This window comes from Sphingobium terrigena (genome assembly GCF_003591655.1).
Taxonomy (GTDB): Bacteria; Pseudomonadota; Alphaproteobacteria; order Sphingomonadales; family Sphingomonadaceae; genus Sphingobium; species Sphingobium terrigena.
Genome location: NZ_QVRA01000028.1, coordinates 1 through 24,438, shown reverse-complemented (window position 1 = coordinate 24,438; position 24,438 = coordinate 1). Strand labels below are relative to the sequence as shown.

At 62.8% G+C, this 24,438-nt stretch carries 25 protein-coding genes and 3 pseudogenes; 7 read left to right on the top strand and 21 right to left on the bottom strand.

Features of this window, described 5'->3' with window-relative positions; all coding sequences use genetic code 11:
- Positions 1-282 precede the first annotated feature (282 nt).
- The 5 genes from D0Z70_RS20485 (at position 283) to D0Z70_RS25545 (ending at position 6,752) form a co-directional block, all read left to right on the top strand.
- Complete coding sequence (locus D0Z70_RS20485) at positions 283-774, top strand: hypothetical protein (RefSeq protein WP_239019056.1); 492 nt, start codon at positions 283-285, stop codon at positions 772-774.
- A gap of 6 nt (positions 775-780) precedes the next feature.
- Positions 781-1,341 (top strand): RES family NAD+ phosphorylase, encoded by a 561-nt coding sequence (locus D0Z70_RS20480; protein ID WP_119749699.1) that lies wholly within the window; start codon positions 781-783, stop codon positions 1,339-1,341.
- Positions 1,342-1,394: 53 nt separating this feature from the next.
- Positions 1,395-2,309: a HEPN domain-containing protein gene (locus D0Z70_RS20475; protein ID WP_119749697.1), complete on the top strand. Its 915-nt coding sequence runs from the start codon at positions 1,395-1,397 to the stop codon at positions 2,307-2,309.
- A gap of 213 nt (positions 2,310-2,522) precedes the next feature.
- Positions 2,523-3,623 (top strand): DUF4238 domain-containing protein, encoded by a 1,101-nt coding sequence (locus D0Z70_RS20470; protein WP_119749695.1) that lies wholly within the window; start codon positions 2,523-2,525, stop codon positions 3,621-3,623.
- Between the two features lie 234 nt (positions 3,624-3,857).
- Complete coding sequence (locus D0Z70_RS25545) at positions 3,858-6,752, top strand: SEC-C metal-binding domain-containing protein (RefSeq protein WP_119749693.1); 2,895 nt, start codon at positions 3,858-3,860, stop codon at positions 6,750-6,752.
- 608 nt (positions 6,753-7,360) lie between these two features.
- On the opposite strand, the gene D0Z70_RS20460 is transcribed toward D0Z70_RS25545, so the two are convergent.
- The 5 genes from D0Z70_RS20460 to D0Z70_RS20440 are packed head-to-tail and all read right to left on the bottom strand — an operon-like array spanning position 7,361 to position 10,152.
- Positions 7,361-8,563: an SEC-C domain-containing protein gene (locus D0Z70_RS20460; protein ID WP_119749691.1), complete on the bottom strand. Its 1,203-nt coding sequence runs from the start codon at positions 8,561-8,563 to the stop codon at positions 7,361-7,363.
- 33 nt (positions 8,564-8,596) lie between these two features.
- Positions 8,597-9,034: a hypothetical protein gene (locus tag D0Z70_RS20455; protein WP_119749689.1), complete on the bottom strand. Its 438-nt coding sequence runs from the start codon at positions 9,032-9,034 to the stop codon at positions 8,597-8,599.
- On the bottom strand, positions 9,034-9,297 hold the full coding sequence (locus D0Z70_RS20450; protein WP_119749687.1) for a type II toxin-antitoxin system Phd/YefM family antitoxin: 264 nt from the start codon (positions 9,295-9,297) through the stop codon (positions 9,034-9,036). The genes D0Z70_RS20455 and D0Z70_RS20450 overlap by 1 nt, the downstream gene beginning before the upstream one ends.
- Positions 9,298-9,338: 41 nt before the next feature.
- The gene (locus tag D0Z70_RS20445) at positions 9,339-9,869 is read right to left on the bottom strand and encodes a hypothetical protein (RefSeq protein WP_119749685.1); all 531 of its coding nucleotides are present in this window, start codon (positions 9,867-9,869) and stop codon (positions 9,339-9,341) included.
- Positions 9,870-9,894: 25 nt separating this feature from the next.
- Positions 9,895-10,152, bottom strand: coding sequence for a hypothetical protein (locus tag D0Z70_RS20440; RefSeq protein ID WP_147418805.1), 258 nt, complete (start codon positions 10,150-10,152; stop codon positions 9,895-9,897).
- 84 nt (positions 10,153-10,236) lie between these two features.
- Here D0Z70_RS20440 and D0Z70_RS20435 point away from each other — a divergent pair.
- A pseudogene (locus D0Z70_RS20435) lies at positions 10,237-10,922 on the top strand (IS5 family transposase); the annotation flags it as partial.
- Positions 10,923-10,999: 77 nt separating this feature from the next.
- Here the strand turns inward: D0Z70_RS20435 and D0Z70_RS20430 are convergent.
- From D0Z70_RS20430 to D0Z70_RS20405, 6 genes are all read right to left on the bottom strand, one after another.
- Entirely contained in the window at positions 11,000-12,211 is a 1,212-nt protein-coding gene (locus D0Z70_RS20430) for a phospholipase D family protein (protein WP_119749679.1), read from the bottom strand.
- 316 nt (positions 12,212-12,527) lie between these two features.
- A complete protein-coding gene (locus tag D0Z70_RS20425; RefSeq protein WP_119749677.1) occupies positions 12,528-13,544 on the bottom strand; it encodes an IS110 family RNA-guided transposase in 1,017 nt (338 codons plus the stop codon).
- Positions 13,545-13,824: 280 nt separating this feature from the next.
- On the bottom strand, positions 13,825-14,310 hold the full coding sequence (locus D0Z70_RS20420; protein ID WP_119749675.1) for a Ros/MucR family transcriptional regulator: 486 nt from the start codon (positions 14,308-14,310) through the stop codon (positions 13,825-13,827).
- A gap of 59 nt (positions 14,311-14,369) precedes the next feature.
- Positions 14,370-14,849, bottom strand: coding sequence for a helix-turn-helix domain-containing protein (locus D0Z70_RS20415; RefSeq protein ID WP_239019055.1), 480 nt, complete (start codon positions 14,847-14,849; stop codon positions 14,370-14,372).
- A 309-nt stretch (positions 14,850-15,158) separates the two neighbouring features.
- Positions 15,159-15,797 (bottom strand): RNA polymerase sigma factor, encoded by a 639-nt coding sequence (locus D0Z70_RS20410; protein WP_119749752.1) that lies wholly within the window; start codon positions 15,795-15,797, stop codon positions 15,159-15,161.
- A gap of 471 nt (positions 15,798-16,268) precedes the next feature.
- A complete protein-coding gene (locus tag D0Z70_RS20405; RefSeq protein ID WP_239019054.1) occupies positions 16,269-16,886 on the bottom strand; it encodes a ZIP family metal transporter in 618 nt (205 codons plus the stop codon).
- Positions 16,887-16,908: 22 nt separating this feature from the next.
- Between D0Z70_RS20405 and D0Z70_RS20400 the strand changes: the two are divergent.
- Positions 16,909-17,124, top strand: a pseudogene (locus D0Z70_RS20400) (IS3 family transposase); the annotation flags it as partial.
- 132 nt (positions 17,125-17,256) lie between these two features.
- Here D0Z70_RS20400 and D0Z70_RS20395 read toward each other — a convergent pair.
- From D0Z70_RS20395 to D0Z70_RS20350, 10 genes and pseudogenes are all read right to left on the bottom strand, one after another.
- Positions 17,257-18,123, bottom strand: coding sequence for a F0F1 ATP synthase subunit gamma (locus D0Z70_RS20395; RefSeq protein ID WP_119749671.1), 867 nt, complete (start codon positions 18,121-18,123; stop codon positions 17,257-17,259).
- Positions 18,120-19,640, bottom strand: coding sequence for a F0F1 ATP synthase subunit alpha (locus D0Z70_RS20390; protein WP_119749669.1), 1,521 nt, complete (start codon positions 19,638-19,640; stop codon positions 18,120-18,122). The genes D0Z70_RS20395 and D0Z70_RS20390 overlap by 4 nt, the downstream gene beginning before the upstream one ends.
- Entirely contained in the window at positions 19,621-20,373 is a 753-nt protein-coding gene (locus D0Z70_RS20385) for a F0F1 ATP synthase subunit B (RefSeq protein ID WP_119749667.1), read from the bottom strand. Before D0Z70_RS20385 ends, D0Z70_RS20390 begins: the two co-directional genes overlap by 20 nt.
- Before the next feature lies 1 nt (position 20,374).
- A complete protein-coding gene (locus D0Z70_RS20380; protein ID WP_010405656.1) occupies positions 20,375-20,617 on the bottom strand; it encodes a F0F1 ATP synthase subunit C in 243 nt (80 codons plus the stop codon).
- A complete protein-coding gene (locus D0Z70_RS20375) occupies positions 20,614-21,318 on the bottom strand; it encodes a F0F1 ATP synthase subunit A (RefSeq protein ID WP_119749665.1) in 705 nt (234 codons plus the stop codon). Before D0Z70_RS20375 ends, D0Z70_RS20380 begins: the two co-directional genes overlap by 4 nt.
- On the bottom strand, positions 21,315-21,581 hold the full coding sequence (locus tag D0Z70_RS20370; RefSeq protein WP_119749663.1) for an N-ATPase subunit AtpR: 267 nt from the start codon (positions 21,579-21,581) through the stop codon (positions 21,315-21,317). The genes D0Z70_RS20375 and D0Z70_RS20370 overlap by 4 nt, the downstream gene beginning before the upstream one ends.
- A complete protein-coding gene (locus D0Z70_RS20365; protein ID WP_119749661.1) occupies positions 21,578-21,859 on the bottom strand; it encodes an AtpZ/AtpI family protein in 282 nt (93 codons plus the stop codon). The genes D0Z70_RS20370 and D0Z70_RS20365 overlap by 4 nt, the downstream gene beginning before the upstream one ends.
- Positions 21,856-22,266: a F0F1 ATP synthase subunit epsilon gene (locus D0Z70_RS20360; protein ID WP_119749659.1), complete on the bottom strand. Its 411-nt coding sequence runs from the start codon at positions 22,264-22,266 to the stop codon at positions 21,856-21,858. The genes D0Z70_RS20365 and D0Z70_RS20360 overlap by 4 nt, the downstream gene beginning before the upstream one ends.
- A complete protein-coding gene (atpD, locus tag D0Z70_RS20355) occupies positions 22,263-23,681 on the bottom strand; it encodes a F0F1 ATP synthase subunit beta (RefSeq protein WP_119749657.1) in 1,419 nt (472 codons plus the stop codon). Before atpD ends, D0Z70_RS20360 begins: the two co-directional genes overlap by 4 nt.
- A gap of 171 nt (positions 23,682-23,852) precedes the next feature.
- A pseudogene (locus D0Z70_RS20350) lies at positions 23,853-24,438 on the bottom strand (hypothetical protein); the annotation flags it as partial.

Here is a 24,438-nt window from a genome sequence, read left to right as displayed (position 1 = left end):
AAGCCACGACCGCTCCCTCCCCTCCGGATATCTGGTCGATGCAATGCGCTCGCGTGGCCAGCCATGGCTGAGCCAATGCACTTGTCCCACCTGTCATCTGTTGCTATATGGAAGACAGGAAGGACAGATATGGCCACTACCGCACCCATACCGGCACGTCGCCCAGTCTCCCGATCGCGCCTTACGGCGTCAGTTGGGGCAAATGATACGCTCCGTCGTCGGGCGCTTGAGGTGCTGACCAAGGCTATCGCAAAGGCCGTCGAGTCTGCCAGCGAGGATACGTTGGCCGATATTGTCGGTAGCGACGCCGACCCGCGGCACGCGCTCAGCGTGGCGCGTAGGGATATTGCACCGGACTCACCTTCCGATCTGGACGCCATCAAGGCTGCGCGCGACAAGACCGCCAGGGTCCGCGAGGAAATGGCGGATCGAGCGGGTGGGATGCTCGATCGCGCGCATGTTGCCACGATGCTTGGCGTGAGCGCGGCCGCCATCGACAAGCAACGCCAGCGCCGCCAAATCCTGGGCGTGCCCTATGGGACCGAGACTCGTTATCCGGCCGCCCAGTTCGTGGACGGCGAGACGGTCAGCAGTCTCAAGCTCGTGCTGGAAGCCCTCGGCGATATGAACCCCTGGGAGCAGCTTATGCTGCTGACGACACCGCTCGACGGCTATGGCGAGCAGTCCGAAACGATGCTGCAACTGCTGGCCAAGCGACCGGATGCCGGGGCTCTGCGCCAGCTTGTCGCGTTGGCCTCAAGCTGGTCGGCCTAGCCGCCCGTGGCAGGAGTTCGACTGCGGCGGATCGATGCCGGGGTGCGCCTGCATCGCATCCACCGCATCGCCCATGATCCGATTTTCTTCGGTCCAACGGGTGTTCTCCCCGAGTTCCGATTTGATTCTCCGGACGGCAGCTACAAGGTACTTTACGCGGCGCGATCGCTTGAGACAGCCTTTGGCGAGACCCTGGTCCGCTTGCCCGCGGTTTCCTATGTGTTGTCCAGTGCGGTCGAAGTGCGTGTCCGCAGCGAACTCGAAACGACGAGGGCGCTCAAACTTTATCCCTTGGTCGATGCCGGCGTGTCGGCGCATGGCCTGTCCTTCACGGACCTGCATGGCGACGCATACAAGAAGACCTGGGCGGTAAGTGCGGAGGTTTATGCCACGACCATGGCCGATGGCATCCTTTACACGTCCCGCTTCGACAATCAGCGCTGTGTCGCCCTGTTCGACCGGGCATCGGACGCCATCGCCGAAACCGCGATCCGGAAGATACCCCTAACACCAGCGCAGGCAACGCAACTCGCCGAGCATTTTGGCAAACAATATATCGAACCATGATGCGACACCGGAGGAATGCGGCATAGTCGCGAAGAGCTAGAATCAGGATCACCATGCGAACAGAACTCGATCATCTCCCACTGGCGAAGCGACGCGAACTCGATCGCGTGGTTCAGATTCTGTTCGAAGAATTCGAAGACGCGCACGGCAAGCCGGATGGGCAACGCAAGCTTGGCCGTATCCTGAAAATCATCCTCTATGGTTCATACGCACGGGGCGGCTGGGTCGATGAACCGCATACGGCGAAAGGATATCAGTCGGATTTCGACCTGTTGATTATCGTCAACCAGAAGGAACTGACCGATCGGTTTGATTACTGGGAGAAGGCAGACGAACGCCTGGACCGTGAACGAACGATCACTCAGAATTTGAAGACGCCGGTAAACTTCATCATCCACACCTTGCAGGAGGTGAATGATGGCCTCGCTCACGGTCGATCCTTCTTCATCGACGTCAGGCGCGACGGCATTGTGCTCTATGAGGTCGACGATACGGAGCTTCTCCTGCCAAAACCCAAGACGCCGGAACAAGCCTACGAATTGGCCCAGGAATATTTCGATGACTGGTTTTCCGCGGCGACAGATGCGCAGAAGGGATACCACTTCTTCCTTTCCCAGAAGGCGTATCGAGATGCCGCCTTCACTCTCAATCAGGCGTGCGAGCGGCTCTACCATTGCGTGCTGTTGGTGATGAATTTCTATACCCCCCACGTCCACAATCTGAAGTTCCTGCGAACGCAGGCAGAGCGTACCTCGGCACGCCTTATCCACGCATGGCCGAGAGAAACACGGCAGCAAAAGGCTCAGTTCATCCAGCTGAGGGATGCATATGTGAAGGCGCGCTTCTCAAAACATTACCGTATCACCGAGGAGGAATTGTCCTGGCTTGCCGAACGTGTCGAGGAGCTAGGCGCGCTCGTCCATGAGGTCTGCACCGCGCGCATCGCTGAGCTACGCGCAGCATTGTGATCAGATCAGTCGTGACCATGGCGACTGCAGTCCCCACCCCATGTGGCCAGCCCGCACGATACAGTCGGTTCGCCTTTTGGTCGGGAAGCATCCCCGCTCGGGCGGCCGAGGCATAAACATCAGGCCCTTCGCTCTTCGTTGAGGTGCCAAGGGTGAGCTTGGATACCCACGCCGTGCTGCCCATATCACTCTGAAATAGCGGCGGGCGGGAAAATGGCGTTCAACAAGAATCAGCATTTCGTACCGAAGGTTCATCTGCGGCCGTTCAGCCTCGACGGTGAGAATCTGGCGATCAGTCTGATTAATCTGCGCCAGATGAAGCCGATCCCGAATGCCCCGGTCAAAAACCAGTGTTCGAGCGATTATTTCTACGGGAAAGACCCAAAGCTCGAGAGCGCGATAAATTTCGTCGAGAACCATTATGGCGAAGCGGTCCGGCTTCTTGAGGATGGCCACCCAACCGTCGATGGCCGGGTAAACATCGTGCTGAAGCGCTTTGCCTATCTCCAGTATCTTAGGACTGAAGCCGCTTCACGAGCCGCTAGCGAAATGGTTCTGGCGCTGCAGGACGTACCGGGCTCCGACATCTCGATGCCACCGATGCGAGAGGCTATGTTGGCGGCCGTGCAGGCAGCGATGCTGCACTTCAATGACACCATGAAGATCGTCGATGACCTGAAGCTTTGCCTGGTCCGCAATCACACGGACATGCCCTTCGTCACGTCGGACAACCCTGCGATCCTGACCAACCGACTGCATCTCCAACGCCGGCACAAGGCATCGAACAGCTTCGGAGTGAAATCGGCCGGCGCGATCTTCGTCTTGCCGCTGAACTCGCAGCTTTGCGCGATCCTATATGACGGAGCCGTCTACAGCTACGATGGGCGCGAGCACTGGATCGACGCAGCGAAGCCTGTCGATATCGCAGCGCTCAACGCCTTGCAGGTCCTCGGCTGCGCCTCGAACGTCTATTTCCGACACTGGAACCGCAGAGAGGACCATCTTGCGGCCGCGAAACTCGTCGCGGATCGACGCTCCTCAAGCCGCCACACCGTCACGCATCTTGTGCTTGAGGAAACCAATGATTGGGGTGAATATTATTCGGTAAAGCCGATAACGGACATCCGGAACGGCGAAAAGGCGATGGTCCACGTCAAGACCAACCACCCCTGCCCCGCCTCATGGCCATCATTTTTGCGATTCCGGTCAAACGCCAGCGCCTATTCGAACAACACTGGTGCCGGCCTCACGCGTGAGTGGTGCCTGGCGGCCGGTTTTGTGCGCGGCGACGGATATCGCAAGGTGTCGGTCTAGCCCATTTACGGCGTTCTCCTTTGCTGTGCGAAGTAGGATTGAAAGGAGGCTTTGAAGGGCAGCCGACGAAAAGCCGCGGCGAACTGGTCGCCAGCGCGAAGACCCGAGAGAAGATGAATAGCTGTGAAAAAAGGTTAGAAAATGGAACTGAGGCGTAACATTCCCGTGGGATCGTGACATGATCGGGGTCTTGCGCTACTCTCCGCTGACCATCTGTTCGATCACGAGGTTCGTTTGGCCGAAGACTCAGAGGCCGCGACTTCCAGCGGCGAAATTTCCCCCGTTTATGGCATTTCGGTCATCGACGAAAAGCAGCTCATTCGGATCGAGGCAGTCCATCGCGGCTTTCTCTATCAGCACCTGTATGGCGCGGCATGCCTGCTGCTCGCGGGAGCAGGCGAGGTGCAACGGATCGTCGTCGAAGGCGACGAGGACATTGAGATCGTTCTGCCCGACCGCCGGATCTATGTTCAGATCAAGACGCGTAACGGTAAACTCGCTGCGGGCGACATTTCGGGCGCACTCGAGCGTTTCGAGGACATCAGGGAGGAGCATCGCAAGGGAGCTCGTCCCGGCATCCCGAGTTTCGTGATCGCTTCCAATGCTGCGCCGAACGGCCCCTTGGAAAAGCAGATTGCCTCGTCCGATTGGCCGGAAGATGTCGAGTTGCACTGGCCCGACGGTCCAGAGCGGACGCTGCCTTGCTTGCCCCGTCCGCCACGCGATCTCGCCGACGCGCTCTCGGTTTGCTCGGAGCTCGCGGGCCAGCTCCCGTTCGCGCTGCTACGGCCCGAGACACTGACCTGGAAGCTGGCGAGCCTCGTCATGCTCGCATCGGCCGGATCGCCACCACGCAAGGATCACAGCTTCTCAAGGGCAGAGCTGCCCGGCCTGTTCGAGCAGCTTGTCGTTCAGATGCAGGAGTTGCCGGCACCCCCACCAGTCTACCGCGCGCAGATGAACGAGCCAGCGCTGCTGGCAGAGAAGCCAGTCCGCATCATCGCGGGGCTTTCTGGTGCCGGCAAGACAGCCTGGCTCGCAGAAGCCGCGCAGCACGCCCCCCTTCCTGTCACCTATATTGATGTCGTCGAGATGCCCGGTGCCGCGCTTGCCTCTGCAGTCGCGCGTGAGGTCGCCGGGAGGATGTACGGGCGTTCGAGCGGCAAGCTCGGTGAGATATTGCTACCGGGCGCCAGTGGTCTCGACATGCTGGGGACCTTGAGCGTCACGCTCGGCCAGGAGGGCCTGCATGCCGACGTTGTCATCGACAACGCCCATCGCATCCCTGCCTCTGACATTGAGGCGATCGTCAGCCGGGCGCCGCACTTGCGTCTGCTGCTCCTCTGTCAGCCTGGCCCAGGGGTCGCTGCGCTTGAGGCCAGATTCAATATCCAGGCCGAAGCGCTCAACGGCTGGGATGAGGATACGATTGCAGCGGCCGCGCACGACGCTGGCTGCCTTGCGAATTTCGCGGACTGTGAGCGCCTTTCGCGGCTGACGGGCGGCCTGCCCTTCTATGTCCTCAACGCGGCAACCGTCGCCGCGCGTGACTATGGCGGAGCGATCCGCGCCTTCTGCGAGGATGTGGAAGCACAGACACACATCGTCGAAACGGCGCAGGAAATCATTCTGAAAAGGGCGTTCGAGGGTCTCCCCGCCGACGCGCGCGAAGCCATTGCCCTACTGAGCGTTGCCGATGTCGCCCTCTCCAAGGACGAGGGGACCCAGCTGCTGCAAGAGACGTGTGGTCTTGATGCGAAGGGTGCAGCTGCCCGCCTGCGAGCGCTGCCCTCTACCGGGACGCTCGAGCTATTTGGCATGACGGGCCTCAAGATCCACGACGCTGTGAGGATGCTCGGCAAAGCCGAGCTGGCGGCGCGCGGTCCTGACCTTGAGAAGAAGGTGCAGGAGGTTCTTCGCGGCATCATCATTCGCTCAATCCGGCAGGACTGGAGCATCGGAAAGCTCGGCCTTCTCATTCGTCTGTTCGGCCAACTGGGGGATGCGAGGATCCTGGTCGAGTTCGCTACTGACGAGCTTTTTCATGAAATGGGCGTCTGGCCTGAGATTGAACCCTACCTGCTGGCGATCGCCGCCGATGTCGATGGTGAAGCCGAAATCCGGCTTTGGGCGCTCGACGGCCTTGTCTTCAACGATCTTCGCACAGGGCAATTCGAGCCAGGCGAGACCCGTATCGATGCGATGAAGGCTCTTCTCGACGAGCATGATCTCGGTGAGGATGAGTGGCTTGCCTGGGGCATGAAGCGCATGCTGCTCATGTCCATGGTCGGCGATGCCGCCGGGGTTCAGGAAATGCTTGGGCTCGTCGAAGGCCGGGTGCCCGCCAAGGCCGAGCATATGCGCGTATTCCGCTACAATCGGGCTCTCGCCTTTTTCAAGCTGGGAGACAACACGACAGCTGTCGCCGAAGCGGGCAAGTTGGTGGAAGAATATTACGACGCGCTGGGGTTAACACCAGCGGATGTCATGGGCCGTAATCCACCGCAGCTGCGGCCGCTCCTTCCCAAGGGCCGTGATAATACCGATCAGCTGAAACATCTGGCTGACACGCTCGATCTCCTCGCGCAGGCAGCCGGCCGGAAGAGCCAGCGCTCCACCATGGCGCGCATTCATGCGATGAAATTCTACGAGCTAGCGCAGGCATACTCATCCTTCGTTCGCGTCGGGATGGACCTGGTCGACGAACTTGTTTGGGTGAATGACTTCGAGTCCGCCCGGTACACCATCGAACGCAATATCTTCCCGGTCATCCAGGCCATCGGCCTCACCTCCGACGTGCTCGAACTTCGAGCGCTCTATGCGGTGGTACTGGCCTACTGCGGCGACCATCAGGCGGCTGCAAATGAGGTCGAGCGCCTTCGTCCCTATGAGGAAGCGATGGATCCCAACCATCGCGCCGCCTTTCAGGACCAGAAGCAGATCATCAGTGATGTCCGGCGCTATGGAGGGCCTCCCCAGCGTCGTGTCGATATTCCCCCGCCGCTCCAAGCGCTGTTCGACCAGCGGAGGGGCGCAACGCCGTCCGTTGAGCCACGCAAGAAGATTGGCCGGAATGAGCGCTGCCCTTGCGGCTCAGGACAGAAATACAAACGGTGTCACGGCCGCTAGGCCTCAGGTCAGCGATGGCTGGAGTTCGGGCGGTGGATAGATCTGCGACACGTTCAGCCTGCCCTTGAGTATGACGCGCAACGCTTCGCTTGCTGGGACGCGGGATTGAGCCAGTCGGCCCAGCGATCGCGCGGGAGCGCAATAATCTGCCGCTTGTGGTAGGGTTTGACGTCCTCCTCAGGCTCCATGGTGAGCATCATAGAGTAGCTGGCCGTCTAGTCGGGAATTAGGATCCCAATCGCCGCGAGCTGCCCGATCAGCTCGGTTCTAGCAATCGGCACGTTGAACAGCCATTCGAGCAGCCGCACCCCATGGCGGGCAAGGAGAACGCGCTTCTTCTCATCGCGCGCGCGGGTGAGATCGAAACCCTCCTGCCCGCCGAACAGCGCGACCGGCTCATATACGGCAGGCCCTGATATTCGATCGCCAAACCAAGGTCGAGAACATGGATATCGATGGACTGCATGCCGAGAAATGCAGGACGCCATTGATGGATCGCTGACGGCCAGATGGTGCGAACGAGATCGAGAAGTCACTTCAGAGACCTATCTCCGGCCAATCTCCGGTATAGAGCGCGCACGGCGAGCCGACAGCCACCGCCTGCCAGCTCAGACGGTGCCTGCGGCCCGGCTACTTTTGGCTATGACGGTTGCACTGAGGGAAGCGATTGGCAGCCGCAGACCGAGCGAGACCGCCGGCGGCCGCTGGTAGACGTTGCGGACCGCGTCATGGCGAATGAGTCCGCGCTTGTCGGCGCCCGAGAGTGCTTCCCACCAGTCGGGTGTGATGTAGCTGTTCTCGAGATATTCGAGGGCGAGCCGGGTCGCGGCCGCCGCCTTGAGATCGTCGTCCAGCGCATCGAATGACTGCACGAAACGGGCGGCAGGCCCTGTGTCGGCGCCGGTCCACCCGAAGATGATGACCGATTGTCCGGCGAAGGAGGTGACGTTGAGCGTCACCTGTTCGAACGGGTCGGACCCGTGGGCGAGCCGCTGCAGGGGCGTGCCGTCGAGATCATTGTCCGGGAGGAATGCGCCGCAGCAGGCGATCGGGAGGAGCTTGTCGAAGCGGGTCCAGGAATAGGCGAAGCCAGTGAAGTCCTGCGCGGCCAGGCGCGCATCATAGGCTTCCTTTCGCGCACGCGTCCTCGCTTCGCTGCTTCGCGCGCTATGCTGAAAGTTGCGGGCCATATTCTGAACCATCTCGTGCTCTTCGATCGGTGAGCCTTCGTCGAGCCGGAAGAAGACGTCAGATGCGGCGAGCTGCGCCCGCTTGAAATAGGCCTCAAAGTAGGCCGCCCGATAGGTAAAGAGCAACGCTTCCGCCGGGCCGATAGTGCAGTTTTTGCCTTCGATGGGCAGGAAGAGGTCGCGATCATGCTCAGCGCAGAAGCCGGGGAAGACCGAGGCCTGACCGATGCCGACAAGGCGAGGCACGAGCTTGCCCCCGTTCTTCTCCAGGTCGGGCATGGTTGTGATCAGCGAATAGACATGGCTGTCGCGCGCGATGGCTTCCAGGCCGCCGCTCTTCTGGACGGTGTGCGCCTTCACGATCTGGCCGCCGCAGGGCTGGCCCAAGGCGTTGGCATGGGAGCAGTAGCGACGCTGCAGCTCCTTCATGTAGAGAGCGGCCGCCTGATGGTGATTGAAGAGCGGCATATGCTCGCGCCCGTCATGGCAGGCCTTGAATTTCTTGGGCGCTCCGCACCAGCACGGATCGTTCCGGCCGATCCTCTTCGGCCGGTAAACCCTGGCGAGCCGGCTGAAGGGTTGAGTCAGCGATGCGTGCGGAGGAGGTGGCGAACTTGTCATGGCGATAGTCTGTCCTGGAGGATGCGCCGGGGCTCAGGACGTGCGCTTGATCTGGCCAGCGCGGCCCGCGTCATAGGCCGCAAGCCATTTGGTGCGCACGAGATCGTAGAGGCTCGCGGGCAACATACCGTAGGCCACAGCGCCATCCTTGTCGCCGGGCACTGGCCGCAGGTCGGGCCCGGGCCACTGGAATCGGTTGGCTTCGGTCAGGACGATCCACGAGCGTGAATCATCGAGCCCGAGGCGCGTCTTGGTGCGCGTCGGGATCTCCACCGCAAAGCGGTCGTCAGCCGGCGGCGTGTGGGTGATCGGGAGCGCAGTGACGATCTGCTGGCCGTCCCTGGTCGTCGTGGTGAGCAGGACGGCGCACGGCCGGTCCTTGCTGCCGTCTTCGACGCCAGCCTTGGCTTCATGGCTCCAGAGAAACGAGTAACGAATCACGAGACCAGGTACCGGGACTGGAAGCGGCATCAGTGATCCCGGGTCTCGTCATCGAACTGGGCGGCCTCGGACGGTACGCGCGCGGCGGCGACGGCGGCGCGGTCGTCATCGGTGAAGTCGCTGAGGGTCATGACCTCGCGATCGCGGCTCTTGAGCCGCTGATATTCAGCGTGCGACATGAGGACCAGGCTGTCATGGCCGTGATGCGTGATGGTGAGAGGGGCTTCGAGCGCCTGGCGGCTGATGCGGCCGAACGACTTCGAGGCCTCAACGGAACTGACAGAATGGGGCATGGCGATTCTCCTATCCGGAAAGTACGGAGTTTCCGGAGAAATTACAAGGATTGGCTGCGGCCCGGATCAATGACCCACAGCGATAGGGTGCCCTTGCTGCCCTGCCAGTCTGTCCCGACCCTCAGGAAGCCCGACCGTTCAAGGTTGTTGCGCATGGTGTTGCTGTCGGTCGTGGCGAAAGCGGGTTCATGGATTGCCGCGGAAATCGCCTCGACGAGATCACCAGAGAGCATCTGGCCGCGCCGATCGCTATGCACGACGACATATCCAAGCTCGGGCGCCTCCTCGAAGCCGGCGATCGATGCACCGGCGTTGGCGAACCGGCCCTGGCGATAGTGCCGCAGCGGTGTCTTGAGAGCGCCGGCGCCAACGATGCGGCCCCCCTCGCCTTCGCGCAGTAGGGCCATCATTCTGGTCCGACGAAGCCTCGGCAGGATGTCCTCGACGCTGCCCTGAATGGCGCCGCCTGCTTTGACGAGTTCGGCGCCCGCACGCTGGTCGGCAAGGCTCAGGTCAGCAAAGCTGCCGAACCAGCGCGCCAGCCCGCTCCCGGTTTCGGGAACGCCACTCATTAGGCCGTGAACCCATAAACGGGGGTCAGGGTCGGACCTCTTCGCCGGCCGCATAACGAGGGAGATCGGCGGCTGCGTCCTTCAGGGCGGAGGTGATCTCGGTCAGGCTAAAGCACCGGTCCCATAGCTCGGTTGCAAGCAGATTAATGGCTGGGGCCAAGACCTGAGTTTCTGGCCAAGGATTGGTTTTATGCAGTTCCTTCAGCGCTACCGAGAAGCGGTAGGCCGCTTCATGGAAGGCGGTCTGCCATGCATCGTTCGCAACCTGCTCCGGGTCTGTCATCTTGATATCATAAGGGCGGTGCGCATACAGCGGCAACACGCGCTTGAGCTTTTCTTCTTGGCCCGGTTCTGATTCAACATCGGTATGAGCCGATATGACCTGACCGACTTCGAGTGGCGCGTGATCGAGCCGCTGCTGCCTAACAAACCGCGAGGTGTGCCGCGCGTCGATGACCGCCGGGTGCTGAACGGCATCTTCTGGGTGCTGCGATCGGGCGCACCGTGGCGCGACCTGCCGGAGCGCTATGGCCCTCGCACCACCTGCTACAACCGCTTCAACCGATGGCGGCAGGCAGGTGTGTGGGACCGGCTGATGGACGCCATCAGCGCCGCGCACGACGGCGCCATCCAGATGATCGACAGCACTTCCATCCGGGCGCACCAGCAGGCTGCGACGGCAAAAAAGGGGGTCCAGATCATTGTCTCGGTCGCAGCCGAGGCGGGCTCACGACCAAAATCCACGTCGTCGTCGATGCGCAAGGGCTCCCGATCCGGCTCGGCCTGACCGCAGGGCAGACGCATGATGGACAGATCGCCGACCGCCTTCTCGACCATCTCGGCCCGCGCACGATCGTCCTGGCGGACAAGGCCTACGACGCCGACCGCATCCGCGAACTGATCCAGCACCAGGGTGCAACGCCTAACATCCCGCCAAAGAGCAACCGCAAGTGGAAGCCCTGCTTCAGCAAGCGGCTCTATCGTGAGCGAAACCTGATCGAGCGGTTCTTCTCCAAGCTGAAGCACTTCCGTCGCGTCGCCACTCGTTACGACAAGCTCGCAGCCAACTTCCTCGCTATGATCCAGCTCGCCTCAATGCGGCTGTGGCTCCGCGCTTATGAGTCTACGGCCTAGTTGGTCGGCCGATAATAGATGGCGTCGAGCATGGCGACGCGCGCGTCCCAGAGCTCGGTGTCGCGCCCGGTGGGCCGCTCGGCCGTGTACCAGGGCGCCTGTCTGATGGACTCGATCACGCGGCCCCAATAGTTTTCGAGCTTGATCGTCGTCGGCGCGAAGGAGAGCGCCTCGGCGAGGCCCGGGGTGTTGCCACCGTTCACGCAGACGAAGACATCGGGTCGCTTCATGGCGAGCAACCGGGTGGCCGGTGCCAGCCGCGCCACTCGCGAGGATTTCGAAAAGGCGGCCGTGAAGGCCGCGACATAGTCGTTGAACTGGGCCTCGGTCACGTCACCACGGCGCGGGATGGCATCGAGCGCGGCGGCAAGTGCGCCGTCTTCGAGACCGATCAGCTCGGCAAAGGTGCCAGCGCCGCCCATCGAGCCGAACCAGCCCCAGTCGAGATCGGCCAGACCCTCTGCCTCGGCCTCATTCTTGCCGAGCACCCCGGCGATGCCCTTGGCCTCGGCAGCCGAGACCTTCGCGAAGGAGGAGGTGCGCGAGAAGATCTGCTGGATGGCCCGCACGAGTTTCATGCGCTTCTCGAAGTCATGATATTCATCGCGACGGGCGAGTTTCACGAATTCGGGCCATTCCATCCTGGCGAGCGGCGAGTTGACCCGTGCCCACTCTTTGCGATCGTCCGGCAGGATCGGGCTCTTCGGCCTCGGCTTGCCTGCAGCCGCCTTGGCCTGGCGCCTGTAGCTCTCGGCAAGCTCTGGCGTGATGGTGAGGCGGAGCGGCGCGTAGGCTTTGATCTGGCTGCGGACCTGCACGAAGAAAGGATTGTCGGTCGCTCCCTTCGCATGGACGCCGGCCTCGAAATTCGGGCCCAGCCCGCCCTTGGTGAAGTTGGCACTGCCGACGATCGCCTCCGCCTTGTCCCCCGTCTCGAAGTAAAAGATCTTAGGATGGAAGCAACCCGGCCGGTTCTTCGCGACATAGGCGTTGGGAACATCAACGAGGCAATCGACGAGCGCGGCCTCGGTTGCAGAGAAGTCGACACCCAGGAGAACGGACTCGAACTTCTCGCTATGGGCAAGGAGCGTCTCGGCGACTTCCGTGAGGCCGCCCCAGGCAACCGCAATCGAAATACTGTCATGCTTGCGGATGAGCGCTGAAAGTTTGCGCGCCGTCGATGCCGCGTTGACCAGAGATATTTTCATGCCTCGCCTTTTGCCCCGATTTTACTTGAGGATAGACTTAGCGAGCGCACTGCGGTGCGCATAGGATTTTACAGCATCGCGGTGAGCGGACTATCCGGAATGTTGTCTAATTAATTTCTTCATGGGCATTCCTTTTCCCGGTGCCAATGGTTGTCTTCGAGGTCATCGGACGGCGTTTGGTAACACTATGTCCGAGCCTTCATGATCGCGGCCGGGCGAAAAGGGTGGGTGTCTCTGGGTCCAACTCGAGGTTGTGTCCTCTACAGTCCGGGCGAGATCACCCTGGCATGGCTGACCGGGAAGAAGGGCGCTGGCGTCATGCCCAGCGGAACTCCGTCTCGTTCAGCCAAAGCGAATGGAGCAACACGGCCAGTTTGCGGGCAACCGCAATCCTGGCACGCTTGTTACCTTTCGATTCTGCGATGCGCTGGCCCCATTGCTGGAGCGCGAATGGGCGTTGCACGCGGCACAACATGATGTTCGCGGCCTCGTATAGCGATCGGCGCAGCATCGGATCGCCCGCCTTGGAGATGTTGCCCCGGACGTCGCGTTCGCCTGACTGGCTACGTCGTGGGACCAGCCCGGCATAGGCACCGACATCCTCGCTTCGTGCAAAACGACGCGGATCCTCGATGCTGGCCGCGAATGTCAGCGCAGTGATCGGGCCGACCCCGGGAACGCTCATCAGCCGGCTGCAAACAGCGTCTTCGGCAGCCCGGCTTTCCAGTAGCCGGTTAGAAGCACGAAGTTGCTCTTCGATAACCTCTATCGATGCTACGAGCGGCGCAAACAGCGGTTCGAGATCTGGTCGTTGCTGGTACAAGGCGCTGAGCCGCTCTCGCCGCTTACCTGGTGTGCGGGCGGCCCCAAGGCGTAGCCCGAACAGCTTCAGGAGGCCGCGCAGTTGGTTGCCCATCGCCACTCGGGTTGTGATTAGTTGCGCGCGGATGCGCAGCGCAGCCCGATCGATGTGCGTCGCTGAAGCCTTCATATGTACGCGCTTGAACCAGCCTGTACGGGCAAGTTGCGCCAGCCCCTCCGCGTCGTGCACATCACTCTTGTTCACGCGAGCCGCCAGCACGCCTTTGGCATGACGGGCGCAGATGCACTCGACCGGAATTCCCCGCTCGGTCAGACCATGATACAAGAACGTAGATAGAGGGCCCGTCTCCAGAACCACACGAACCAGGTCAGGGCAGTGCTTGCCGAGCCACTTGGCCAGAACAACCGGATCGCTGGCAACAACGTCACGCTTCTGAATCGCGCCATCGTCCGACACCACGCACACGTGGGTGGTCTTGTCACTCACATCCAAACCCGCATAGATCGCCATCAGTCACCCTCCTGCATTGAAGCGCCAAGGCGACTTCGTACCATCCAGGAGGGTGGCTAAATCAATTACGCGGTGTCCGACAAAGCGGACATGATGACCGGCCCGAGCGCGGCAATGAGATGTCCGCTAATTGGGAGCGAAATTTGGCCGCTGAGCGGCGAAGAAGGGTCGACACCAGTCGCGAGCATTTGATCCTGAACCTCACCCGAAGGGCTCTCTCCTTGGTTAAACCCCGAATTCTGGAAGTTTCCGTAATGCTGCTACCAGCCTCGGTCCGAGATCAGGATGCGGTCGCCTTGGGTTTCCGACCGCGCCGCTTGGGCGCTGGCGTAACTGGCGCAGGGAGCGGCCCCGTCCCCCGCCCTTTCCGGCCCAAACCGATCTTCTTGGCAAGGCTCCTGCGCTGCTCGGCATAGTTCGGCGCGACCATCGGATAATCCGCAGGAAGCTTCCACTTCGCTCGATAGGCATCGGGCGTCAGCTGATAATGGGTCATGAGATGCCGCTTGAGCATCTTCAGCTTCTTTCCATCCTCAAGGCAGACGATGAAGTCCGGCTTGATCGATGTGCGGACGGAAACCGCAGGCTTCTGCTGTTCCTCCGCTACTGGTACCGGCCCAGCGCCGAGGCCGGCGAGCGAGCCGTGGACATTGGCAATGAGAACCGGAAGATCACCGACCGCGACGCTGTTGTTGGCGACGTGCGCCGAAACAATGTCAGCCGTGAGCGCGAGAAGATCGAGCGTGCTGTCGGTCGTGTCGTTCATGAGCTTCCTTTGTGATGGAAAAACGTCGCGGCCGAGGCAGCCGCCTTTGGTAGCCGATGCTATTTCGAACGGGTGCATCTTGGCAATGATCGATCGCCCCATGCCGCTCGTCGCCACTGAAGCGGCGTTGTCCCAACTCGCCGGACAAAGGTGTTGGTGAAATGGCTTTGATCGACAAATCCGCATTCGAGAGCGATCTCTGCCAGCGGGTAATGCGATTGTGCCAGAAGGTCCTTGGCGAGAACAATCCTCTGTCCGATAAACCAGGTGTACGGCGCGATCCCGACCGTGTTGGTGAAAGCCCGGACGAAATAGCTCATCGACAGCCGGCAAGCGCGCGCGAGGTCGGAGATCGCAATCGTTTCCCCGAGCTTCGCGCTCATGGTTTCCTTCGCCAGCCGCTCCTGCCACGACGCCAGGCGAGGCCCTGCGGGCGAATAGGCCGTCCGGCGCTCGCGCCTTCCCGTCTGTGCCAGAAGAGACGGCGCGCACTCGCCCCGCCGCGAAACGCGCGCGTTGGGATACTCGCCGGCCTTCAACCGCGCCTTGCCGCCATCGCGACCCCCGGAGGGACAATGGGCAGGCTACGGACGCGGAACGCGGTCTGATCGCCGATCCCAATAGTCGCCACGCGTGGGACATTGACGCCTGGAAAGGGCGTCCGTGTCAGGACACGGCGTGAGGACCCTATACTCCCTGTCGTCCCTGACACTTGGCGAGACGAAAAGGCGGTCCTCCGGCTGCAAATATTTCTTGGAGGCAGAGGTATTTGCGGAGTCGCTGGTCGCCAGGACTCGAATCCTGCACATCGTCGGCGCGCTGCGGTCAGCGGTCAGTTTGCTCCGGCACTACCGTGGTGTGGTGGTGGCGGATGCAGAGTCGCAGGAAGACTCGCCGCAAAGAGCGGTCCGCAGGTGCCGTTCTGCGCGTGCTAGTTCCTTCTGGACGGTACGCTTGTGGAGCCCGAATTTGGCGGCAATCTCGGCCTGCGTTTTCTCGTCTCGCCAGGCGGCCAGGAAGATGTCGCGCCTCTGGGCCGGCAGGGTCTCGAGCGCGTCAAGCACCCGCGCCAGCGCAAGCCTTGCGGTTGCCGCACGCTCGGGATCCGGCGCGTCGTCGGTGAGATCGACGACTGCGGCGGCATCGGCAGGCGTGAACAGCATTTCATGACGTCGCCGGTTCTTCGCGAGATTGATTGCCATTCGATAGAGATAGGAGAGCGGATTTCTGATCTCTCCGACGGCCGGGCCCCTCTCGAGCTTGAGATAGGCGTCATGGAGCGCCTCCGCCGCGGCATCTGGCGATCGCAACGCGCCGCTGAGCCTGACGAGCAGCAAATCATATTCTGTCTCCAGCAGGGCAAGCAGACGCTCGAGAGTCTCGTCCGCAATGGGCTCGGAACGGGATGAGCCGCCGGAAACCGCAAGGCCCCGCCGTTCAGAAGCGCCGCGCTGCCCGCGAAAAGGTAAAGCGCCACTATCCTTCACGGGCTCCCTCGGCATAGCCGCCTCGTTGGCCGTCCGGCATGGACCCCGCTCCTGCGATGGGCGCCCCAAAGCTCGTCGATCGCGAGATCCCGACCAGTGCAACAGAGCCGCGATATTGTGAGCTCATTGGGCAAGGGAACGTCCATCCTCCAGGGTAGCGCGACCAGCGGCGTCAGCGCGTGGTCGATCTCCCAATCTGGCACGCGCTCCAACTTGCGAGTCAATCTCAACAACATAGCTGCTGCTATTCCTCGATACAACGTGACAGGCGGTCAGGGTGCCTGCGTCGACCGAGAGCTTCTGCCTCCCAGATCGTACATGAATTGCGTGGTAATTCGAGGTTTGAGCGCAGCAGGCACGCAGTCCTCATAACTACGGGCCAAGTTGGTCAGGCTACATGCGGCGTCGGCATCTTGAACCCGCACGCCCGCGGAATGGCGTGCGAGCGTGATGATTTTCCGGCGGATCGCCCTAACCGATAATCTCCTCGATGAGCAGCAAGCCCAGGAAGCCGACAAAGAACATGGCGCTGATCAGCGGGCTGTCGGGCCGCTCATGAGCCTCGACCAACAGTTCCTCGGTGACCAGATACAGCAGGGCCATGAGTCCGAAACTCAGGAAGCCCGCAATCACGATCGGCGGAAAGGCCGCAACCGGGGTCGCGACCAGCGCCCCGACGGGAAGCAGCAGTGCCAGTGCGGCGGTTATGGCGATCACCTTGCGCCTTGAGCGGACCGTCTCCCCGAGTTCGGCTGTCACCGTCAGTCCGAGGAACAGCACCTCGAGCGTGAGCGCGATCGTCAGCAAGAGGCCCGCCTTGGCGCCCGCAACAAACGCCAGCCCGAGCACCAGTCCATCGATGAGGATGTCGATACCAATGGCACCCAGCATCGCCGCCAGCCTTCGATCCGGCGAACAGCTAGGTGGGATGACCATTGCCGGTTGGCGGGCGCGTCGATCGGCGTAGCCTGTCACCCCCGGGGCCGATCCATCCAGACCAAACGCATCGCGCAGGATCGCCAGCTTCTGCTCGACGCTCCACCGCCGTCGACCGGATACCCGGTCGGCAACTTCGATCTGACTACTCATACGAGCACTCGTATGAGTACGCGCTGACAGCATGCTCGACAACGTCATCCTCAAGGAATCTGCTGGGAAAAGCCTGACGACATCAGGCCAGCGGCCAGACGCTGTGCTCAAGGTGCTGGGAGGCTACCAGATTTCCCAGCGCCGGGCCTGTGTGCTGATTGGTGTCGATCCCAAGACGGTCCGGCGTGAACGCACGCCAGACCACATTGGTATCCGCGTGGTCATGCGTGAAGTCGCGGGCAACGCGGGCCGCAATGCACCCTGCTCGTCTATATCTACGACGCGATCAGCGAACTGAGGCATCACGACGATGGCAGTGACGCACACTTATGCCAGGCAATCCCGTCGCTTCCGGCGTCAGCTCAGCCCCCTACTCCGATACCGTCCTGGTTCGGCCGTGCGCGCGTGCCCCGGCCGCCAGCTCAACCACTTCGGCGGTGATTTCCTCCTGACGCGTCAGCCGTTCCTCGCGTTCAAGCGCCTGGAGTCTGGCGTCGATATTGGTTTTCGCGGCCGCCATCGTCGCCATGCGAGCCTCGTTTTCAGCGGCGAAGGCCTCGGTGGCCGCTTCGCACAACTGGGCGAAGACATATTCCTGGGCCAAGCGCTCGACGAGTTCGCCTGCCGGCAGATTGATCAGGGGTATCGACCCAACTGGCTCCGGCGGAAACATATCGGGATCGAGCGGCAAAAGACTGCGGCGGACGACCGATGCACCATGCCCTGCCGTCCACACCGGATAGATCATTGCGACCGGGACCGCGCCGGCCACGGCCACATAGTCGTAAAGGGCGCCAAGCAGCTCGGTTGCCATATCGGCAAACGCAGCGGCGCGACTGGGAAGACTGGTGGCCCAGGCAACGGGCAGTGTCCGCTCGGCAGCGAGCGCGGCGGCACGATCGCCGACGAGGAAGATGTGCGCCGCTTGGGAATCGCTCGCAGCGGCGTTCAAGATCTGCTCTGGAAAGGCGCCCGCGAAGCCCTGCTCTGCGCCGAAGACGATAAGACCTGTCTTGCCCTTTGCGGTGTTCAGCGGCGGTGCCGAAGATCCTGTCTGTAGCTGCCGCGCCTTCCCTATCGCATGACCCGCCGTCGCGGCATAGGCGCGGATCGCGGGCAACAACGCGCGGCCCTGCTGGGCACGGGCGCCGGCGATGCCGCGCATCGCGTTGACCACCGCACCGAGTTGCCGCACCGTGGCGATCCGTCGCCCGACATCGGCCAGACGATCGCTCATGTCGCGGCGCCAGCGCTGGAGCTGGCGATCATCCGCTTTACGGCCGCCAACAATGCGGCGCGCAACGTCGCATCCATTGTCCCCTTATCCTCGACCTGCCCCACGAGAGCGGACGCATTGGCATCGAGCCATAACGGCAGCGCCGCGCGGATCGCAGCGATGTCGGGGATCGCCACGGCATCCAAGAGGCCCTCGGTGAGCGCGATTGCCAGCGCCACCTGATCCACAACCCGCAGAGGCTGGAAGCGCGGCTGGGAGAGCAATGCGCGCAGCCGCCTCCCACGCTCGATCTGGGCCTTCACGCGCGGCTCTGGCTGCTCGCCGAAGCGGGTGAACATCTCGAGTTCGAGGAACTGGGCATAGTCGAGCCGCATCGTGCCGCTCGCATCCCGCAACGCCCGAGCCTGCGTCTTGCCGCCTACGCGGCTGACGCTGGTGCCGACATCGACCGCGGGTTTGTGGCCTTCGGCGAACAACCGGGTGTCGAGCACGATCTGCCCGTCGGTGATCGAGATCAGGTTGGTCGGGATATAGGCGCTGACATTGCCGGCATCGGTCTCCGCGATCGGCAGCGCCGTGAGCGAGCCGCCGCCCTTTTCGGGCGACATCCGGGCGGCGCGCTCCAGCAGCCGCGAATGGAGGTAGAAAACGTCGCCCGGATAGGCTTCGCGTCCCGGCGGCTGGCCGGTCAGCAGCGCGATCTCGCGGTGCGTGGCGGCATGCCTGGTGAGGTCGTCGAGCACGACGAGCGCATGACCGCCCTGATCGCGGAAATATTCCGCCATGGTGAACGCGGCAAACGGCGCGATCCATTGCAACCCCGGTGCGGAAGCCGGGCTCGCGACCACGAAGATGCAGCGTTCCGGCGCGCCATGGCGGCGCACCTGATCGATCACGCGCGCGACACTGGAGGATTTCTGGCCGATCGCGACATAGATGCATATCATGTCGCTCGACCGCTGGTTGATGATCGCATCGACGGCGAGCGCGGTCTTGCCGGTCGCGCGGTCGCCCAGGATCAACTCGCGCTGGCCGCGGCCGAGCGCGAACATCGCGTCGATGACCAATATCCCGGTCTGCACCGGCTGAACGACGAGGTCGCGATCGATGATCGACGGCGCGGGACGCTCCACCGGCTCGAACCGCTCGGCGATGATCGCCGCCCCGCCATCGAGTGGTCGGCCGAGTGGATCGACGATACGGCCGAGCAGTCCTCGCCCCACCAGCGTGCGCACCACTGCGCCGGTGCCCGAGACGATGTCCCCCGCCTCGATGCTGTCAGCATCCTCAAGCATCACGCAGCCGATGCGATCGCGGTCGAGCGTTTGTACGAAGCCCGCCTGACCTCCGGCAAACTGCAGCAATTCGTCGAGCCGTGCCTCCGCCAAACCCGAGACCAGCGCTACGCCATCGCCGATTGATTCGACGCGGCCGATCTGGCGGACCTGTGCGCCGATTTCCGCCGCGGCCACGCACGTCGCGGCCCGGGCAAGCCATTCATCCGCGGAGCCCGGCATGATCGTCCTCCTTGAGTGCCGCCAGCTGCGTGTCGAGATCGGCTCGCCAGCTGTTGCGGACGAGCATGTGCGGTCCATGGAGCTCGAACCCGGCAATCAGCGCGGGATCGACGGTGAAGTTCGGTGCTGCTAGCCCCGGCAGCGCCTCTGCGAGCTTTTGCACGCACCGCGCTTGGGCCTCCCCATCGAGCGCGGCCGGCGTCACGATGGCGAGAGGAGTGTCACCGGCCAGGGCCCGGCGTTCCTCGACCGGCAGGCGTTCGATCCGTTCGAGCAGGGCAGCGAACATCATATCTGTGGTGCCCCCGGCCGGTAGCCGGTGCAGCAACGCGGACGCCATCTGCCCCGCGAGCACGGCCGCTTTTTCCTCCAGCTGTGTCGCCATGCCCTTTTGCGCATCCTCGACAGAAGCAAGCGCCAGCTTCGCTTTTGCATCGGTCTCGGTCCTGGCCGCATCAAGGAGGCGGCTGCGTTCGGCCTCTATGCTGGCCAGCAAAGCTGTCCGGCGTGCGTCTCCATCGGCGGCGAAGGCGTCGGTTTGCGCCTTGAGATCCGCTTCCAGCTTGAGCGCAGCTGTCTTTGCAGTCTCCGCATCGGCGAGAAGTTGGTCCGTAGCAGTCTGGCGCGCGGCGATAGCCCCCATCACCGGACGAAACAGGAAGCGTGCGAGCAGCCAAACGAGAATGACGACGTTGATCGCCTGCAGCGCCAGCGTCCACCAGTCGATACGCATGTCAGGCGAAGGGATTTGCGAAGAGCAGCAGCAGCGCGATCACGAGACAATAGATCGCCATCGTCTCGATCATGGCCAAGCCCACGAACAGGGTGCGCGAGACGGTGTTCGCCGCCTCTGGCTGGCGGGCGATCGCATCCATCGCTGCGGCGACCGCCTTGCCCTGAGCGAGTGCCGGCGCGATCGCGCCGATGGCGATGGCGAACGCCGCGCCGAGGATGCTGACGATGTGGATCCAGTTCATGAAGAGACCTCGTGGTTCGGCGCTTTCGGGGATGGGTTCGTTTCGCTGATGGCGCTGCCGATAAAGACCATGGCGAGCGCACCGAAGATGTAGGCCTGGACGGCTCCGGTCAGCATCTCGAGCGCCATCAGCGGGATCGGTACGAGCAACCCTGCAAGGCTCAGCACGACGCCGATCATGAACACGCCGCTCATGACATTGCCGAACAGGCGCACCATCAGGGAGAAGCTGCGGGTGAACAGCTCAACGAGATTGAGCGGCGCGAGCAGGATCGACGGCTGCGCGAAACTGCGCAGATAACCGCGCGCGCCAAGCGCCCGGACACCGAACCAGAGCGTCGCGCCGAACACGATCAAGGCCAGCGCCGCGTCAGTTTCGAGGGCCGCCGTAGGCGGTTCGACGCCCGGCAAAAGCGATGACCAGTTTGCGACGAGCAGGAAGATGAAGAGCGTCCCGATCAAAGGCAGATAGGGCTGAGGTTCCGCCTCCATCGTCTCGCGAATCTGGCGCGCGGTCACATCGACCACCAGTTCCAGCGCTGCCTGGGTCCTGGTGGGACGAAGGCCGAGCCGCCGGGTCAGAAACCAACAGCCGATCGTCAGCACCGCCATGATGCCCCAGGTCGTGACGACCGGCTGGCTGATCGGAACCGGTCCGATCGTGAAGAGGATATGGCTTTCGAGCGGGGAGGCGATCTTCACGACACCGCTCCCAGTCGGTGAAGGACGACCTGTCGCGCCGCCATGAACCCGGCCGCGGCCGCAAGTAGGTCCGGCCAGCCCTGCCTTGCGGCAACGAGCAGCACGCCGAGCGTCAGAAGCATCCGACCGAGCCGCAGGCCGAGCGACAGCATAATCGATCCGCCATGGACGAGCAGGTCAGCATCCTTCGCGATAGCGAGGTAATGTGCTGTTCCGGCAGCGGCGCCGAGCAGCAGAAACAGGAGGACCGCCCAGGGCGTCATTGCCGCCCGATCCACTTCCAGGCCGACCAGCAGCCGAGGCTCACGCCCAGGATCAGCAGCGGCGCGGTCCAGAAGATACCGCTGGACAGCCGATGGTCGAGCCAGCGGCCAATCGCGAGCGCGATCAGCGCCGGCACGACGACCTGCCAGCCAAGCACACCAATCTGGCCGAAATTGCGCGCAAAGGAGGGCAATCCCCGCGCCCTGCGTCGGCGTTCGGCGCGCTGTTTGACGGCGTCCACGAGCCGTTCCTGCTCGGGTGGCAGATCCTCGGTCATAGACCGATCTCCGCCGGCCCGCCCTGCAGAGCCTCGACCATGCGCCGGATCGCGCGCATGCGCAGCCGCGTCGCGGCGGTGCGGCCGCTGCGTTCGGCATCGCCACGCTCGCGGTAACCCCTAAGCACTACCGTCTCGAGTTCGTCGAGATCGTCGCCGACATGCGCCTCGCGCGTCGCGATCTCGACCTCCTTGCCGCCACTCACCGTCAGAATGCCGTTGCGCACCGCGCAGTAGCCAGCGCGCCCATCCGTCTCGCGCCAGGAGACGACCGAGATATCGAGCGCGGTCAGGAAATCGGCGTGGCCGTTCAGGATGCCAAAGCTGCCCGTCGCATCCTCGGCGCGGATCGCGGCGACCTCCCGGTCGACCACGATCGCAGTGGGTTCAGTGATGCGCAGCCTCATGGCTTGGGTCCCACCTTGCCGCGCGCCTCTTCCAGGTCTCCGACCATATAGAAGGCGCTTTCGGGCCAGTCGTCGGTTTCGCCGCCGAGGATGGCGCGCACGCCGTCGAGTGTGACGTGGAGCGGCACCGATCGTCCGGGCTGGCCTGTAAAAGCCTGCGTTACGACAAAAGGCTGCGTCAGGAAGCGCTGGAGTCGGCGGGCACGGCCAACGATCAGCCGATCCTCCTGTCCCAGCTCCTCCATGCCGAGCAGCGCGATGATATCCTGCAGCTCGCGATAGTGAGCGATCGTCTCGCGGACCTTTTGGGCCAGCGCATAATGGTCCTCGCCCACGACCAGCGGATCGAGCAGGATCGAGGTGGAGGCAAGCGGGTCGATCGCCGGGTACATGCCCTCCGCAGCCATCGTGCGTGACAAGAGGACATTGCTGTCGAGATGCGCCGAGATCGCCGTCACGGCCGGATCGGTGAAATCATCCGCGGGCACATAAACCGCTTCGATCGCCGTAACCGATGCGCCCGCGACCGAGGCGATCCGCTCCTGGAGCGCCGCGACTTCGCTCGCGAGCGTCGGCTGATAGCCGACCCGCGACGGCATCCGCCCCAAGAGCCCCGACACTTCGCTGCCCGCCTGGACGAAGCGGAAGACATTATCCATCAACAGCAGCACATTGCGTTTCTGCTCGTCGCGAAAATATTCGGCGATGGTAAGCGCGGTCAGACCGACCCGCCAGCGCGCGCCCGGTGGCTCGTTCATCTGTCCGAAGACCAGCACGGTCTTCGCGATCACGCCGGAAGTGCGCATGTCAGTGAGCAGTTCATGCCCTTCGCGCGAGCGCTCGCCGATGCCAGCAAACACCGACACGCCCTCGTAGCGCGCGACCATCGCGTTGATCAGTTCCATCACCAGCACGGTCTTGCCAACCCCGGCGCCGCCGAACATCGCCGCTTTGCCGCCCTGCGCGAGGGGCGCAAGCAGATCGATCACCTTGATCCCGGTCTCGAACATCGTCGTCGCTGTGCTCTGGACATCGAGTGGCGGCGGTTGGCGATGGATTGGGCGAAGCGGAACGTCCACGGGAAGCGCCGCCCCACCGTCGCCGATGACGCCGGTGGCATCGAGCAGGCGGCCCAGAACCGCATCGCCGACCGGTACCATGATCGCTGCACCGGTGGCCTCGACATGGACGCCGCGCGCGAGTCCGCTGGTGGTCTGGAGTGCGACCGCTCGGACGGTGCGCGCATCGACATGGCTCTGCACCTCGGCGATGTGCATTCCCGTTGGGGTTGCGATGCACAGCGCATCGTTGACTGGCGGGAGCGAGCCGGCGGCAAATTCCACGTCGAGCACGGGACCGCGGATCGCGCAGACGCGTCCGCTCGTCTTATCGATGTCGCTTGCCGCGCTGCTCATCTCAAGTTTCTCATAACGGGAGCTAAAGCGAGATCGGGCGCCATCGATATGCGGGACAATACGGATGCTCGTCTCTGCGCCGCGGCTTCGCCGGTTCGCTATTGCAATCCGGTCTGGCGAAGTCTGACGCGTCCCGAATTCCAGGACAACAGTTTCGCTCTTCTGTCCGGCTCACGCCTCGCCGGTGGCGCACCTGTCGCAGTCCTGCGGCGAATCGTCGGCGGCCATCAGCAGAACAGGCGCGAAACCGCCGCCGGCGGTGCGCATATTGGTGGTTTGGCCCTGATATAGTCGCGCTGCGGCAACAAGCGGCTCCCCATCATAGGTGTAGAGACGAACGTCGATCTTGCGCTTGACCGTCTCTCCATCCAGCCGGATGGTCCGCTCGCTTGGCCGCACATAGGCTTGGGCGACATAGTCGCTCTCCAGGATTTCGGCCCACACCGATTTCGTCAGCTTGTCGCCACGATAGGCCGCTTTGCTCCCATACCCCCCGGCCGCCTTGAAGAAGAATTGCCTGCGGCCGGCCCAAAGCCGCTCGGCGGAAGCTTCGTCGACCCGTTCGGTTGCCGGAATGCCGGCAACAAGTGTATCGACAATGGCCCGGTCGAAACCCCATTCCTGCAGCAGCGCTGTGTCGGACAGCAGGGTGAGATTGCGCTTGTCGGCGAATTTCGCGTGGACATGGGGATTGGGCGTTACGACCACCGAGCCGTCGAGATATGCCGCTCGCAATGCCGAGTGCTCGGGTCGATCG